Source organism: Dechloromonas hortensis (assembly GCF_009469765.1).
Taxonomy (GTDB): Bacteria; Pseudomonadota; Gammaproteobacteria; order Burkholderiales; family Rhodocyclaceae; genus Azonexus; species Azonexus hortensis.
Genome location: NZ_SSSQ01000001.1, coordinates 1 through 13,912 on the forward strand (window position 1 = coordinate 1; position 13,912 = coordinate 13,912).

Annotated in this window: 15 protein-coding genes and 1 pseudogene; 7 read left to right on the forward strand and 9 right to left on the reverse strand. The window is 61.5% G+C overall.

Going from position 1 to position 13,912, the window contains the following annotated elements; genetic code table 11:
- A pseudogene (locus GH663_RS21510) lies at positions 1–173 on the reverse strand (amino acid ABC transporter substrate-binding protein); the annotation flags it as partial.
- A 327-nt stretch (positions 174–500) separates the two neighbouring features.
- Positions 501–896 carry a hypothetical protein gene (locus GH663_RS00010; protein WP_153129723.1) on the reverse strand — a complete coding sequence of 132 codons (396 nt, stop codon included), beginning with the start codon at positions 894–896 and terminating at the stop codon, positions 501–503.
- A gap of 226 nt (positions 897–1,122) precedes the next feature.
- Between GH663_RS00010 and GH663_RS00015 the strand changes: the two genes are divergently transcribed.
- From GH663_RS00015 to GH663_RS00025, 3 genes are all read left to right on the forward strand, one after another.
- A complete protein-coding gene (locus tag GH663_RS00015; protein ID WP_153129724.1) occupies positions 1,123–1,596 on the forward strand; it encodes a GNAT family N-acetyltransferase in 474 nt (157 codons plus the stop codon).
- Positions 1,593–2,216: an HAD hydrolase-like protein gene (locus tag GH663_RS00020; RefSeq protein ID WP_153129725.1), complete on the forward strand. Its 624-nt coding sequence runs from the start codon at positions 1,593–1,595 to the stop codon at positions 2,214–2,216. The genes GH663_RS00015 and GH663_RS00020 overlap by 4 nt, the downstream gene beginning before the upstream one ends.
- A 312-nt stretch (positions 2,217–2,528) precedes the next feature.
- The gene (locus tag GH663_RS00025; RefSeq protein WP_153129726.1) at positions 2,529–3,401 is read left to right on the forward strand and encodes a THxN family PEP-CTERM protein; all 873 of its coding nucleotides are present in this window, start codon (positions 2,529–2,531) and stop codon (positions 3,399–3,401) included.
- Between the two features lie 122 nt (positions 3,402–3,523).
- Here the strand turns inward: GH663_RS00025 and trpE are convergent, their stop codons facing one another.
- The 3 genes from trpE to rpe all read right to left on the reverse strand — a co-directional run bounded on the left by trpE (position 3,524) and on the right by rpe (position 6,528).
- Positions 3,524–5,011: an anthranilate synthase component I gene (trpE, locus tag GH663_RS00030; protein ID WP_153129727.1), complete on the reverse strand. Its 1,488-nt coding sequence runs from the start codon at positions 5,009–5,011 to the stop codon at positions 3,524–3,526.
- Positions 5,012–5,134: 123 nt separating this feature from the next.
- Positions 5,135–5,815 carry a phosphoglycolate phosphatase gene (locus GH663_RS00035; RefSeq protein ID WP_153129728.1) on the reverse strand — a complete coding sequence of 227 codons (681 nt, stop codon included), beginning with the start codon at positions 5,813–5,815 and terminating at the stop codon, positions 5,135–5,137.
- Between the two features lie 11 nt (positions 5,816–5,826).
- Positions 5,827–6,528, reverse strand: coding sequence for a ribulose-phosphate 3-epimerase (gene rpe, locus GH663_RS00040; protein WP_153129729.1), 702 nt, complete (start codon positions 6,526–6,528; stop codon positions 5,827–5,829).
- Between the two features lie 36 nt (positions 6,529–6,564).
- On the opposite strand from rpe, the gene apaG reads away from it, so the two are divergent.
- Together apaG and GH663_RS00050 are read left to right on the forward strand one after the other, a co-directional pair.
- On the forward strand, positions 6,565–6,948 hold the full coding sequence (gene apaG / locus GH663_RS00045; protein WP_153129730.1) for a Co2+/Mg2+ efflux facilitator ApaG/CorD: 384 nt from the start codon (positions 6,565–6,567) through the stop codon (positions 6,946–6,948).
- The gene (locus tag GH663_RS00050) at positions 6,945–7,538 is read left to right on the forward strand and encodes a class I SAM-dependent methyltransferase (protein WP_153129731.1); all 594 of its coding nucleotides are present in this window, start codon (positions 6,945–6,947) and stop codon (positions 7,536–7,538) included. Before apaG ends, GH663_RS00050 begins: the two co-directional genes overlap by 4 nt.
- On the opposite strand, the gene ydiK is transcribed toward GH663_RS00050, so the two are convergent.
- Positions 7,494–8,618: an AI-2E family transporter YdiK gene (ydiK, locus tag GH663_RS00055; protein WP_153129732.1), complete on the reverse strand. Its 1,125-nt coding sequence runs from the start codon at positions 8,616–8,618 to the stop codon at positions 7,494–7,496. The genes GH663_RS00050 and ydiK overlap by 45 nt on opposite strands.
- A gap of 271 nt (positions 8,619–8,889) precedes the next feature.
- Between ydiK and GH663_RS00060 the strand changes: the two genes are divergently transcribed.
- A complete protein-coding gene (locus GH663_RS00060) occupies positions 8,890–9,105 on the forward strand; it encodes a hypothetical protein (protein ID WP_153129733.1) in 216 nt (71 codons plus the stop codon).
- Here GH663_RS00060 and argJ read toward each other — a convergent pair.
- Both argJ and secA read right to left on the reverse strand, forming a co-directional pair.
- Positions 9,102–10,328, reverse strand: coding sequence for a bifunctional glutamate N-acetyltransferase/amino-acid acetyltransferase ArgJ (argJ, locus tag GH663_RS00065; RefSeq protein WP_153129734.1), 1,227 nt, complete (start codon positions 10,326–10,328; stop codon positions 9,102–9,104). The genes GH663_RS00060 and argJ overlap by 4 nt on opposite strands.
- Positions 10,329–10,376: 48 nt before the next feature.
- Positions 10,377–13,085 carry a preprotein translocase subunit SecA gene (gene secA / locus GH663_RS00070; protein WP_153129735.1) on the reverse strand — a complete coding sequence of 903 codons (2,709 nt, stop codon included), beginning with the start codon at positions 13,083–13,085 and terminating at the stop codon, positions 10,377–10,379.
- Positions 13,086–13,302: 217 nt separating this feature from the next.
- On the opposite strand from secA, the gene GH663_RS00075 reads away from it, so the two are divergent.
- Positions 13,303–13,737, forward strand: a complete 435-nt coding sequence (locus GH663_RS00075) for a DciA family protein (RefSeq protein ID WP_170291301.1) — start codon at positions 13,303–13,305, stop codon at positions 13,735–13,737.
- On the opposite strand, the gene GH663_RS00080 is transcribed toward GH663_RS00075, so the two are convergent.
- On the reverse strand, positions 13,724–13,912 hold the full coding sequence (locus tag GH663_RS00080) for a hypothetical protein (RefSeq protein ID WP_153129737.1): 189 nt from the start codon (positions 13,910–13,912) through the stop codon (positions 13,724–13,726). The two genes, GH663_RS00075 and GH663_RS00080, sit on opposite strands and share 14 nt — an antisense overlap.

Genomic DNA, 13,912 nt, shown 5'->3' on the forward strand with positions numbered 1-13,912 from the left:
TGCTGCTTGTCGTCGTAGTAGGAAAACGGAATAGAGGATTCACGGTGACCCAGCGTGATCGTGCCGGTGTCCTTGATCTTCTTCAGGGTCAGCGACTCCTGGGCCTGGGCCGGCATGACGGCGGCGGTGCTCAGAACGGCGGCGAGTGCGGCAACAACGGCAAATCGGTTCATGTCATCTCCTGTGTTGGGGAAGAAGCCGCTGAGTGGCTTCGGTGCCAATTACTACGCAGATGCCGTGCCAGCCTGAGCCAGCTCGATTACGAACGAATTGCCGTTGATTCTATTGCCTTTTGAAAAGCCGCGACAATCAGAGTCGCCGAAATTCCGTCACACCGCCCTGACCAGCCATCGGATTTCCGACACCAGGCACGCCCATCCCGCCTGTATTGGCCGGCACCGGCGCCGGAAATCCCGGGCGCGGCCAAACCGGGCTGTGCTGCGGTCGACTGTCAAAAAAAGGGTATTTTGGGGCTTTGGGGCGCCCCTGACGGCGAACGATCAGGCAGTGAGGCTGGCCTGCGAAGATGGGCCGGCACCACCGGGCGCAGCGCCCCCGCTGTCGCGCGCCATGCTGGCCAGCTCGAAATCCTTGGCCGACATTTTGCCGGCGGCCCCGGTGTGCATATCGGCCGCATCGACCTCGTCGAGATCGAGGTTCATGTACTTACTGTCGGCATCCCGCTGTGCTTCCCGGAAAGCTTCCAGACGCTGGCGGGCTTCTTCCGCCCGCTGTTCGCGCAGTTCGCGGTCACGCTCCTTGCGCAGTCTTTCCTGTTCCAGGTACACCTTGCTGCGGTAAGCCGCCTCACCCATCATCAGCAGCCCGGCCAGAAAACTCAGGGCAACCAGCAAGGGCACATCGACCGGCCGTTTGATGACAACGACCAGGGCCATGCAGGCCCACAACGCGCGCCAAATCAGCAGCCAGATGAAGTAAGGCGGTGCGTTGGAAAAATGTGTTGCTATGTTGAAACTCGACATCGAAAACGAAACCAGCAATACGGCGAGGGCCGAATTTTAGCGTAAGCGCGCGGCCCCGAGCGATGGCCTGACGTTCCCCGGCCGGCCTGGCTCGGCTATTGTCCACATCCCGTAAAAAAACCAGCCCGCCGCCATTCCCATGCATATTCGCACCGCCACCTTCCCCGCCGACAGTGAAGCGCTGCAATCGGTCATTCGCGAGTACGTCGCCTGGCTGGACATGGACCTCTCCTACCGTGGCTTCGCCGAGGAAATGGCCAGCTTCGACGCACGCTTCACGCTGCCCAGCGGCCTTTTCCTGATCGCCGACTCGGCACAGACGATCGCCGGCTGCGTCGGCCTGTTGCAGCATGCCAACGCCACGGCCGAAGTGAAACGGCTTTATGTCCGGCCGGGATTTCGCGGCCAGCGCCTGGGAGAAAAGCTGATCGGGGTGCTGATCGAACGCGCCCGCCAACTCGGCGTGCGGCGGCTCATTCTCGATGCCGTGCCGCAAACCACGGTCGCCCAGCAACTGTACGAGCGCCTCGGCTTTCAGGAAACGGCGCCCTACTACGCCAACCCGGTGCCGGGCACCCGCTTCTTTGCCCTGTCACTGGCCGAAGAGCAATGAAATACCGGCTCGCCATCTTCGACTTCGACGGCACCCTGGCCGACTCGCTGCCGTTCTTGCTCAGCGTGGTCAACAAGCTGGCCGAGCGGCATGCTTTCAGGCCGATCGACCTCGACGCCGTGCCCGCCTTTCGCCACTACAGCGCCCGCGAAATGATGCGTCATCTCGAACTGCCGGCCTGGAAGCTGCCGCTCGTCGCCCAGAGTTTCATGACCCTGATGCAGCAGAACCCGCAGGCAACGCCGCTCTTTGCCAACGTCGACTCGGTATTGCAACAGTTGGCGCGGGCACAACTCCGGCTGGCGCTGGTCAGCTCGAACGCCCGCCACAACGTCGAGCAAATCCTGGGCGCCTCGAACATCGGCTTGTTCGGCCACCTCGAGTGCGGCATGTCGATTTTCGGCAAGGCCAGTCGCATCCGCAAGATCCTGCGCTTGACCGGCACGCCGGCCAGCCAGGTGGTCTACATCGGCGACCAGATCACCGACCTCGAAGCCGCCCGCCAAGAAGGTGTCGCCTTCGGTGCCGTGACCTGGGGCTACGGCAGTATCGAATCGCTCAGACGGCACGCCCCCGATGAAGAGTTCGCTCAATTCACCGATCTGCTGCGCCTCGCCTGAATAAAGGCTTTCACTCAGTCAGGCCAATTCGACGACAAGCGCCAAGTCAGATTCGGGACCATACCCGTCCTCAATGGGTAAAACCATTTTGGCAATGTCGGTAATTTTTACATTCGGACAGCCGGCGGCCAACAACCGTCCAGCGAGGGCCAAGAACGAAAACACAACCAATTGAATTAATTAGATTTTTACACAAACTCACAAGCCTGGCACATAGCATGCTGAATGCAGATAACAGAAACCAAAGAACAGATTAATTAATCCTTTGTCTCTGTGCAGAAGCGCTCTCTATGTAAATACGGAGGTAGGGTCATGAAAACTTTTTCCAAGACAATACTCGCTACCGCATTTGCCGCACTGGCAGCCAGTAGCGCAAACGCAGCGATCGTCAGCCAATGGACAGTGGGTGTCGACGCAACGTTTCTTCCAGGCACTATCGTCGACTCCAACGGCGGCACGCCTGGCGGAGTAACGATCAACGGCACGAACACCTCTCTGCGCTGGGGTACCGACATCGGCAATGGACAAAGCGGCTTGGATATTACCAACACGCCCGTCTCGACGACAGTCCCTACCGGCATCAATACAATCCTGCCCGCCGTTGCGAACATCTCGATAACTCATTTAAACCAACCGATTACAGCCCCCAGCCTTGATAGAGTGTCTCTACAGTCAGTACTGACACTTACCCCATTCGTACCCGCTCTGCCTGGACTCCCTTCGCAAAGCCTGACTTTCGTGATCGATTTCCTGGAGACGCCTAACGCGGGTGGGGTAGGAGGTGCCTGTGCCGGTGGCGGCACCAGCGGCGTCGGTCCATTGAACGCCAACGGCTGTGCCGATATTTTCGTCATGGATAAAGAGTCACTCAATTTTCCGTTTTTCTATGACACCGATGGCGCGGGCGGAGACCCTGCCCAACAGTATTTCATCAGCTTCCTTGAACTCACCAGCGGCTTGAATCCTTTGCCGAGCGTGGCGTGCGAATCCGTTCTCGGCCCAGGAAATACGGTCTGCCTGGGCTTCCTGACGCCAGAAGCGGCAAACACCACGGTTCAGTTTGGCGCGATCATCACCACCGAACGAGTTCAAATAATTCCCGAGCCCGGCTCGATGGCCTTGATGGGTGGCGCATTGGCTGCGCTGGCCTGGGTCAGCCGTCGCCGCAAGCTGCAGGAAATCTAACAACACGTGCGTCAAGAAAGGGGGAGCGCCCGACTCAGACGCCACACGCCAGCCACCTGAGTTTGACGCAAAAAAGCCGCCTGTTTGCAGGCGGCTTTTTCTATGGCACAGGAGGAAACCGCTCAGTCGGCCTTGGTGTCCAGCCCCTGCTCGGCCAGTTCGGCGGCACGGAGCACGGCGCGGGCCTTGTTCTGGGTTTCCGTCCATTCCGAATTGGGGTCGGAATCGGCAACGATGCCGGCGCCGGCCTGGACATAGAGCTTCTTGTCCTTGATGACGCCGGTCCGTATCGCAATGGCGATATCCATGTCGCCATGGAAGCCGAGGTAGCCGACGGCGCCGGCGTAGATGCCGCGCTTGACCGGCTCCAGTTCGTCGATGATTTCCATGGCCCGCACTTTCGGCGCGCCGGAAACGGTGCCGGCCGGGAAAGTGGCCTTCAGCACGTCGAGCGCATTGAGGCCCGGCTGCAACTTGCCTTCGACGTTGGAAACAATGTGCATGACGTGCGAGTAACGCTCGACGAGCATGTTCTCGGTCAGCTTGACGCTACCGACCTTGGCGACACGGCCGCAATCGTTGCGCCCGAGGTCGAGCAACTGGGTGTGCTCGGCACGTTCCTTTTCATCGGCCAGCAGTTCGGTGGCCAGGGCGGCATCCTCTTCCGGCGAGGCGCCGCGCTTGCGGGTGCCGGCGATCGGCCGCACGGTGACGCGGTCGCCTTCGAGACGGACCAGGATCTCCGGCGAAGCGCCGACGACATGGAAGTCCTCGAAATCGAAGTAGAACATGTAGGGCGACGGGTTCAGGCTGCGCAGGGTCCGGTAGAGCGCCATTGGGCTGGCATTGAACGGTTTGGTCATCCGTTGCGACAGGACGACCTGCATGATGTCGCCCTCAGTGATGTATTCCTTGGCCTTGCGGACTGCCTGCTTGAAGGCGCCTTCGCCGAAGATGGAAACGGCGGGCTCCGAGTGCACCGGCTGTTCGGCCGGAATGCAAACCGGGGTGCGCAGCTTGCCGAGCAGTTCCTTGAGGCGGGCCCGCGCCTTCTGGTAGGCGCCGGGGAACCCCGGTTCCGCATAGACGATCAGCGTCAGCTTACCGGACAGGTTGTCGACGACGGCAATTTCCTCGGAGAGCAGCAGGCCGATGTCCGGCGTACCGATCTCGTCCGGCTTATTGGTCCGGGTCAGGCGGGTTTCGACATAGCGCACGGTGTCGTAGCCGAAGCAGCCGACCAGGCCGCCGCAGAAGCGCGGCAGGCCGGAGCTGGGCGGCGCCCGGAAGCGCTGCATGAACTTGCCGATGAATTCGAGCGGATTGGTATCGTCTTCGCGCTCGGCGACACGGTTACCGGTCAGCACCAGCACCTGGTGGCCGGTCACGACGATGCGCGTCGACGCCGGCAGGCCGATGATCGAGTAGCGACCAAAGCGCTCACCGCCCTGCACCGATTCGAGCAGGTAGGAGTAATGCGCGCCGTTCGGGCCGCTGGTCAGCTTCAGGTAGATGGAGAGCGGCGTGTCGAGATCGGCAAACGTTTCCAGCGTAACGGGAATACGGTTGTAGCCTTGCGCGGCGAGCGCGTTGAATTCAGTTTCAGTCATGGGAAAGCCTCGAAATGACAGGGGTAATGCGTACTGGTGCGTTGCGCCGCAAAGGCGCGCGAAAGGGAGATCAGGGGCGCCAGCGACGCCAACCGTGCCATTCGTTCCAGATACGCAGAGTCGTCATTTGTTCTTGAGGTCTTTGAAAGTGAGGGCTTGCTGGTAGGCAACAAGCAGATCGGATACTAGCGCATCGCAATCGGCACTGTCCACCGGCTCCCCTTCGTTGTAGCCGTAGGGCACTGCATAGGCCAGGCAGCCGGCGGCATGGGCGGCATGGATGTCGTTTTTCGAGTCGCCAATGTGCAGATTGCGGTCCGGCCGCACACCGAAGGTGCGGCAGGCGTGCAGGATCGGTTCCGGATGCGGCTTCTTGTGCGCCGTGGTGTCGCCGGAGACGATGATGTCGAAATAGTCGGTCATCCCCATCCGGTCGAGCAGTGTTTCGGTGAACATGCCGGGTTTATTGGTGACGACCCCCATTTTCAGGCCACTCACCTTCCAGGCCTGCAAGCCTTCGAGTACGCCCGGATAAATCTGGGCCGACCGCCCGTTGACCGCAGCATAGTGGCGCTTGAACGACTCGATGGCGACGTGCAATCGGTCGGCAGTGGGGGGCTTGGCGTGGGTCAGGCAACGCTCGACCAGCACCGCCATGCCCTTGCCGACGAAACTATGCACCTCGGCCTGGCTGCGCGGCGGCTCGCCGATTTCTTCCAGCATCAGCCGGCAGCCTTCGGCCAGGTCGGCGATGGTGTCGAGCAGGGTGCCATCGAGATCGAAGGTAACCGACTGGAAATACATCTGAACTCCCCTCAGACTTTCGCCAACTCGCTGCGCAGGGCGCCGATAATCGAATCGTAGCGATGCGGATCGCTATCCTGGCCGGCGCCATAGACGGCGGAACCGGCAACGAAGGCATCGACCCCGGCCCGGGCGATTTCGGCAATATTGGCGGTATTGACGCCTCCATCGATCTCCAGACGGATGCGCCGGCCGCTTTCGCGCTCATAGGCATCGAGCTTGGCGCGCGCCTGCTTTGCCTTGGCCAGCGTGCCGGGAATGAACTTCTGGCCGCCGAAACCCGGATTGACGCTCATCAGCAGGATGACGTCGATCTTGTCGAGCACGTAATCCATGTAGTCGAGCGGCGTCGCCGGGTTGAAGACCAGGCCGCCCTGGCAACCGGCATCGCGGATCAGCGACAGGCTGCGGTCCACGTGCTCGGAAGCTTCCGGATGGAAGGTAATGATATTGGCCCCGGCCTTGGCAAAATCGGGGATGATGCGATCAACCGGCTTGACCATCAGATGCACGTCGATCGGCGCTGCGGTGCACGGGCGAATTGCCTCGCAAACCAGCGGTCCGATGGTCAGGTTGGGAACATAATGGTTGTCCATCACGTCAAAATGAATCCAGTCGGCCCCCGAGGCGATGACGTTGGCCACTTCTTCGCCCAGCTTGGCGAAATTGGCTGAAAGAATGCTCGGTGCAATAATGAAATCTTTGGCTGACATGATGCTTCCCTAAACAAAAACAGACGAAATTATCCCATGCCCGACGCCAACAAGTACCGAATCGAAATTCAGCCGATGCCGCAGTTCATCCCGGACCAGTCCGACCCGGAAAACGATCGCTACGTCTTCGCCTACACGGTGACCATCAAGAATATTGGCGAAATCGCCGCCCAACTGGTTTCCCGGCACTGGATCATCACCGACGGCAACAATGAGGTGCAGGAAGTGCGCGGCCTCGGCGTCGTCGGCAAACAGCCGTTGCTGCAACCCGGCGAGAGCTTTCAGTACACCAGCGGTTCGGCGCTGACCACGCCGATCGGCACGATGAAGGGCACTTATCAGATGGTGGCCGAGGACGGCACGCATTTCGAGGCGGTGATTCCCGAGTTCGTGCTGGCCAGCCCGCGCGCCCTGCATTGAGCCTGAAGCACAGCTACACGCTGATCGCGCCGTTTTACGACGCGGCCATTGCCCGCGCCACCCTGGCGGCGCGGCAACGCAGTTTATCGGCGCTACCCGCCCCACCCGGCCGCGTGCTGCTGGCCGGTGTCGGCACCGGCCTTGATCTGCCGCATTTACCGCCACAACACCATTACGTCGGCCTTGACCTGAACCTGACCATGTTGCGCCGGGCCCTGCCCCGGGCTGGCGCGGTCGACTTCCTGCCACTGCAGGGCGATGCCCAGCGCCTGCCTTTTGCCGACGACAGCTTCGATAGCGCGGTACTGCACCTGATCCTGGCCGTCGTTCCCGAACCGGCCCACTGTTTCGCCGAGGTGGCGCGAGTTCTCAAACCGGGCGGTCGACTGCTGGTTTTCGACAAATTCCTGCGTCGCGGCCAGCCTGCCGTGCTGCGCCGGCTGGCCAACCCGCTACTGCGGCGCATCGCGACCCGCCTCGACGTGGTCTTTGAAGACCTGCTGCCGGCGGAGCCCGGACTGATCCTCGAAGACGATCAGCCCGCCCTAGCCGGCGGCTGGTTCCGCCTGATCCGGCTCGGCAAGCGCTGAGACCGAGGGCTGGACGTCGCCGTCGTCCTTGCCCAGCCCATCCTCGACCCAGGCCTGCAGCAGTGTGTAGGTCACAGCCAGGACGACCGGCCCGACGAAAATGCCGATCAAACCAAAGCTCAGCATACCGCCGATGACGCCGGAAAAAATCAGCAGCAAAGGCAGATCGGCGCCGCGCTTGATCAGCATCGGGCGCAGGATATTGTCGAGACTGCCGACGGCCAGGCTCCAGACGAGCAGAGCTGTCGCCCAACCGTTATCGCCCGACCAGTACATCCAGCCGACGGCGGGCAGCAATACCAGCGTCGGCCCGATCTGGGCGATGCAAAGCATCAGCATCACAGCCGACAGCAAGGAGGCAAACGGCACACCGGCCACGGCCAGGCCAAGGCCGCCGAGCACGGTCTGGACAATGGCGGTGACGCCGACACCAAGCGCCACGCCACGAATCGCCTGTCCGGCCAGGATGATGGAGTTTTCACCCCGCTCACCAGCCAACCGACGACCAAACCGACGCACCATCCGGGCCGCCGTTTCGCCGCTGGAGTAAAGGATGGCGACGATGACGACGACGAGCAGAAACTGGATCAACATGCCGCCGAAGCCACCCACCTGAGCGAGCGCCCACTTTCCGGTATCCGCCGCATAGGGTGCGACCTGGGTAATGATTTCGCTGGTAGCGCTGGTCGCCAGTTGCGTCCACCCCATCGACAGCTTCTCACCCACCAGGGGCAGCGTGGCCACCCAGGCCGGCGGCAAAGGCAGGCCATTTTCCGCCAGTGACTTGACCGCTGCGGTCAACTGTTCGGAATGCTCGGAAATGGTACTGATCGCCAGCCACAACGGCAGCACCAGCAGCAACAGCATCGCCAGCGTCAACACCGCGACAGCCGGTGCTCGTCGCTGGCCGAAACGACCTTCCAGCGACTGAAGCAGCGGCCAGGTGGCGACGACGACCATCGTCGCCCACACCGTCGCCGCCAGAAAGGGGCGCAGCACCCACAAGGAGAGGCCGGCCAGCCCGATGATGCAAAAGATGGCCAGCGTCGTTCTGGTCAAGTCACGGCGAATTTCGGTCATTTCAATCCCCTGGTAGAAGGACATTTAGCTAATCAGGATCAAAGGAGAAGCCCCTGCCGACTGCTCTAATTGCGCAGTAGCCCCCAGCTGAATTCCTAGCACCGGTGGCTGCGCAATCCGTCGAAACGATTGTAGCGTCAAGCCTGGTCGTCAGCCATGTCGCATTAATATCGAGCGACGCATGTAAAGTTTGGTTAAACCAGCGGCAAGCCAAAAACAATGAATCATAAAACTGTAAAATTAATACTGAATAGACGAAAACTAACAAATCATGGATGCATCTATCTTGACCTTGCTGATCGCCTCGCTGCTTGTCGCCCTGCTCGGCATTGGCATGCTGGTCGCCTTGGTACCCCAGTGCAACCAGCGCAACTGTAGTTCCAAGTGCCGGAGCAAGGGCTCTGCCTGCCCGGCACGGCACAACGACGAAAATGAAAAGGCCCGCACGGAGCGGGCCTCGAATCAACTGGGTAGTGCAACCGACTAGCTTCTGTAGTCGGCGTTGATCTTCACGTAATCGTAGGAAAAATCACAGGTATAAACGCTGGCTTGCGCAGCGCCCCGACCGAGATCGACGCGGACGGTGATTTCCGCCTGCGCCATGACACCGGCGCCATCCTCTTCCTTGTAGGCCGCAGCGCGACCGCCTTTTTCGGCCACCAGCACATCATCCAGCCAGACCTTGACGCCATCGACATCGAGGTCGGTGATGCCGGCATAGCCGACCGCCGCCAGAATCCGGCCGAGATTCGGGTCGGAGGCGAAGAAGGCGGTCTTGACCAGCGGCGAGTGGCCGATGGCGTAACCGACCTTGCGGCATTCCTCGACATCCTTGCCGCCTTCGACGGCAACGGTGATGAACTTGGTGGCGCCCTCGCCGTCACGGACGATGGCCTGGGCCAGTTCGACAGACACAGCGATGATCGCCGCCTTGACCTCGGCCCAGCCGGCATCGGTTTCCGCAGCAAAGCGGGCACCGGACTGACCGGAAGCGATCATCACGAAGGAGTCGTTGGTCGAGGTGTCGCCATCGACGGTAATGCAGTTGAAGGAGGCGTCGGCCGCTTCCTTGACCAGCGCCTCGAGCAGCGGCTGGGCGATGCCGGCATCGGTGGCGAGAAAGCCGAGCATGGTCGCCATGTTCGGCTTGATCATGCCGGCGCCCTTGGAAACGCCGGAAATGGTCACTTTTTTACCGTTGACCGCAAGGGTGCGCGAAGTTGCCTTGGCCACCGTATCGGTGGTCATGATGCCGTGTGCCGCCGCATGCCAGTTGTCGGCCTTCAGGTCGGCAAAGACGGCCGGCAAGCCGGCCTTGATGCGCTCCACCGGCAGCAATTCGAGAATGACGCCGGTCGAAAACGGCAGCACCTGGTCGGCCGCGACGCCGAGCAACTCGCCCACCGCCTCGCAGGTCGCCTGCGCCGCCTGCCGACCGGGCTCACCGGTACCGGCATTGGCGATGCCGGTATTGACCACCAGGGCACGGATTTCCTTGCCCGCCGCCAGATGGTTGCGGCAGAGTTGGACCGGCGCCGCGCAGAAGCGGTTCTGCGTGAACACGCCGGCTACCGTGCAGCCGGCATCGAGCGCGACCAGCGTTAGGTCGCGGCGGTTTTTCTTGCGGATCTCGGCCTCGGCGACACCGAGGCGAACACCTGCCACCGGAAAGAGTTGATCGGCAGCAGGGGTAGCGTAATTGACAGGCATTCTCTTGGCTCCAAAAGCATCAAGGCACCGCTGGGGTGCCTTGGCGGGTCAGGACAGTTTTCCGTGGCAGTGCTTGTATTTTTTGCCGGATCCGCAGGGACAGGGATCGTTGCGCCCCACCTTCGGTCCATTATCGGCCGCCGGTGTAGCCGCGGCCTCGCCTTCCGTGCCCAGCGCCTCGTCGTAACCGGCGTGCTGGTACTGGACGTTCTGGACATCGGCGTGCGGCGCGGTTTCCGCAACATCTTCCTGCGAACGGATCTGCACGGTGAAGACGATGCGGGTGACTTCCTTGCGCACCAGGTCGAGCAGGCCTTCGAAGAGCTCGAAAGCTTCGCGCTTGTATTCCTGCTTCGGGTTCTTCTGCGCGTAACCGCGCAGGTGGATACCCTGGCGCAGATGATCGAGCGCCGCCAGATGTTCGCGCCAGTGCGAGTCGAGACTCTGCAGCATGACATTGCGCTCGAACTGGTGAAAAGTCGCGGCCCCGACCAGTTCGACCTTGGCCTGGTAGGCCTCGTCGGCCTCTTTCAGGATACGGGCCAGAATTTCTTCGTCGGACAGCGTCGGCTCGTTCTTGAACCACTCGGCAACCGGTGCTGAAATTTGCAGATCGGCGGCCAGCGCACGCTCCAGCCCCTCCATGTCCCACTGCTCTTCAACCGATTCGGCCGGCACGTAGGTACGGAAGGTTTCGGCGATGACGCTCTGCCGCATTGCGGTGATGGTTTCCGAGATGTCGTCGGTTTCCAGCAGTTCGTTGCGCTGCTGGTAGATCACCTTGCGCTGGTCGTTGGCGACGTCGTCGTATTCCAGCAATTGCTTGCGGATATCGAAGTTGCGGGCTTCGACCTTGCGCTGTGCCGATTCCAGCGAGCGGGTGACGAGCGGATGCTCGATCGCCTCGCCTTCCGGCATTTTCAGCTTGTCCATGATGGCGCGCAGACGCTCGCCGGCAAAGATGCGCAAAAGCGGATCGTCAAGCGACAGGTAGAAGCGCGAAGAACCGGCATCGCCCTGGCGCCCGGCCCGGCCGCGCAACTGGTTGTCGATACGACGCGATTCGTGCCGCTCGGAACCGATGATGTGCAGACCGCCAGAGGCCAGCACCTGATCGTGCACCTTCTGCCATTCGGCGCGCATGGCGGCGATCTTCGCCTCGCGCTCGGCTTCCGGCAACGACTCGTCATGCTTGATGGCCGAAGTGGCCTTCTCGATACTGCCGCCGAGCACGATGTCGGTACCGCGACCGGCCATGTTGGTGGCGATGGTGATGACGCCCGGGCGACCGGCTTCGATAACGATCTCGGCTTCGCGGGCATGCTGCTTGGCATTGAGCACGTTGTGCGCCAGGCCTTCCTTGTCGAGCAGACCGGAGAGCAGCTCGGAAGCTTCGATCGAGGTCGTGCCGACCAGCACCGGCTGGCCACGCTTGGCACACTCGCGGATGTCGGCAATGATCGCCGTGTGTTTCTCGTCCGCCGTCTTGAAGACCAGGTCGTTCATGTCCTTGCGGACCATCGGCCGATGCGTCGGCACGACGACGGTTTCCAGGCCGTAGATCTGGTGGAATTCGTAGGCCTCGGTATCCGCCGTGCCAGTCATGCCGGCTAGCTTGCCGTACATGCGGAAGTAATTCTGGAAAGTGATCGAGGCCAGCGTCTGGTTCTCGGCCTGGATCTGCACGCCTTCCTTGGCTTCGACGGCCTGGTGCAGACCATCCGACCAGCGGCGGCCAGCCATCAGGCGGCCGGTGAATTCGTCGACGATGGTCACTTCGCCGTTCTGCACGACGTAATGCTGGTCCTTGTGGAACAGCGAGGCCGCCCGCAAGCCGGCGTTCAGGTGATGCATCAGCGTGATGTTGGCGGCGTCGTAAAGGCTGCTGCCTTCCTTGAGGATGCCGTGCTCGGCCAGCAGTTGCTCGGCGTGCTCGTAACCGGCTTCGGACAGGTGAACCTGATGGCCCTTTTCGTCGACCCAGTAATCACCCTCGCCATTTTCTTCCTGCGCCCGGCTGAGCAGCGGCACGACGGCGCGCATGCGGACGTAGAGGTCGGTCTGGTCGTCGGCCTGGCCGGAAATGATCAGCGGCGTCCGTGCTTCGTCGATCAGGATCGAGTCCACTTCGTCGACAATGGCGTAATTCAGGCCGCGCTGCACCCGTTCGCCGGCCGTATAGACCATGTTGTCGCGGAGGTAGTCGAAACCGAACTCGTTGTTGGTGCCGTAGGTGATGTCGGCGGCGTATGCCGCCTGTTTCGCCTCGTGGTCCATCTGCGACAGATTGACGCCGACGCTGAGGCCGAGGAAGCGGTGCAGGCGCCCCATCCATTCCGAGTCGCGGGTCGCCAGGTAATCATTGACCGTGATGACATGGACGCCCTTGCCGGAGATGGCATTGAGGTAGGCCGGCAGCGTGCCGACCAGCGTCTTGCCTTCACCGGTACGCATTTCGGCGATCTTGCCGTAATGCAGCACCATGCCGCCGATCATCTGGACGTCGAAGTGGCGCATCCCGAGTTCGCGCTTGCCCGCTTCGCGAACCACCGCAAAGGCTTCCGGCAACAGGTCGTCGAGCGACTCGCCATTGGCGTGACGCTGGCGGAACTCGTCCGTCTTGGCGCGCAGCTGCTCGTCGCTCAGGGCTTCGAGCGTCGGCTCGAGGGCATTGATGCGTTTGACCGTTTGGGAGTACTGCTTGATCAGCCGATCGTTGCGGCTGCCGAAAATCTTTTTGAGTAGGCCAGAAATCATCGCGATGGAATGTTGGTTGCGTACAGCCGGAAAGCGACGATTCTAACACGCTGCCCCCAGACGACGAGGGCGACCTAAATCAAGGAGTTATTTGCCGCTCAGGCCAGCCACTTCAATCCAAGCAAGCCACCGCTGGATGCGACAAGGCATAATGCGGACCGGAGGCGCCGTGTTGGCATGGCGCAAGACTGGAACAACCTGCACAGAAGCTGCCGCCATGCACTACGAGCCCGAGTATTTTCTTGACCGCGACGCCGCTGCCGGCCGGGTCATGGCCCACGCCCGGCTCCTGCTCAAGCTCGCCCGCCGCTTCGAAGCGGTTGCCCCGGCAGCCTTTCGTTATACGGCACACGTCGCCAACTACAAGTCGGGAACCATCGTCATCCACACCGACAACGGCGCGGTTGCCGCCAAAATCCGCCAGATGAGCCAGCGCCTGTGCGGCGAGTTATCGAAAAGCGGGGCCGAGTGCATCGTCATGGAAGTCAGGGTGCAGCCGCGCGAAATTCTTCGCCAGCCTATCGCCTCGACGCTCAAGCCGATTTCGGAAGAGGCCTGCGTAGCGCTGCGGTCGACCACCGAAAAACTGCCAAAAGGACCGCTGCGCGCCGCCCTCGACCACTTGCTGGAGCGCGCCGCTAAACGGGGATGACGGCGATGCGCTCGATGATCATCAACGCAAAGACGATCAGGGCAAAGATGATGCCGTAGCGGAAGAGGCGCCAGGAAAACGCCAGGTAGGCGCGATTGCCGCTAACGACATAAATCAGCAAGCTGGCGCCGATCGCCACCACCAGAATGACTGCCAGCAAGCGCAGCAGCCACAT

Bases quoted from the DNA above. Each gene is read 5' to 3' on its own strand.
- GH663_RS00010 (WP_153129723.1), bottom strand. From the start codon at position 896: ATGGCCCTGGTCGTTGTCATCAAACGGCCGGTCGATGTGCCCTTGCTG.
- GH663_RS00015 (WP_153129724.1), top strand. From the start codon at position 1,123: ATGCATATTCGCACCGCCACCTTCCCCGCCGACAGTGAAGCGCTGCAA.
- GH663_RS00020 (WP_153129725.1), top strand. From the start codon at position 1,593: ATGAAATACCGGCTCGCCATCTTCGACTTCGACGGCACCCTGGCCGAC.
- GH663_RS00025 (WP_153129726.1), top strand. From the start codon at position 2,529: ATGAAAACTTTTTCCAAGACAATACTCGCTACCGCATTTGCCGCACTG.
- trpE (WP_153129727.1), bottom strand. From the start codon at position 5,011: ATGACTGAAACTGAATTCAACGCGCTCGCCGCGCAAGGCTACAACCGT.
- GH663_RS00035 (WP_153129728.1), bottom strand. From the start codon at position 5,815: ATGTATTTCCAGTCGGTTACCTTCGATCTCGATGGCACCCTGCTCGAC.
- rpe (WP_153129729.1), bottom strand. From the start codon at position 6,528: ATGTCAGCCAAAGATTTCATTATTGCACCGAGCATTCTTTCAGCCAAT.
- apaG (WP_153129730.1), top strand. From the start codon at position 6,565: ATGCCCGACGCCAACAAGTACCGAATCGAAATTCAGCCGATGCCGCAG.
- ydiK (WP_153129732.1), bottom strand. From the start codon at position 8,618: ATGACCGAAATTCGCCGTGACTTGACCAGAACGACGCTGGCCATCTTT.
- GH663_RS00060 (WP_153129733.1), top strand. From the start codon at position 8,890: ATGGATGCATCTATCTTGACCTTGCTGATCGCCTCGCTGCTTGTCGCC.
- argJ (WP_153129734.1), bottom strand. From the start codon at position 10,328: ATGCCTGTCAATTACGCTACCCCTGCTGCCGATCAACTCTTTCCGGTG.
- secA (WP_153129735.1), bottom strand. From the start codon at position 13,085: ATGATTTCTGGCCTACTCAAAAAGATTTTCGGCAGCCGCAACGATCGG.
- GH663_RS00075 (WP_170291301.1), top strand. From the start codon at position 13,303: ATGCACTACGAGCCCGAGTATTTTCTTGACCGCGACGCCGCTGCCGGC.
- GH663_RS00080 (WP_153129737.1), bottom strand. From the start codon at position 13,912: ATGTGGCTGCTGCGCTTGCTGGCAGTCATTCTGGTGGTGGCGATCGGC.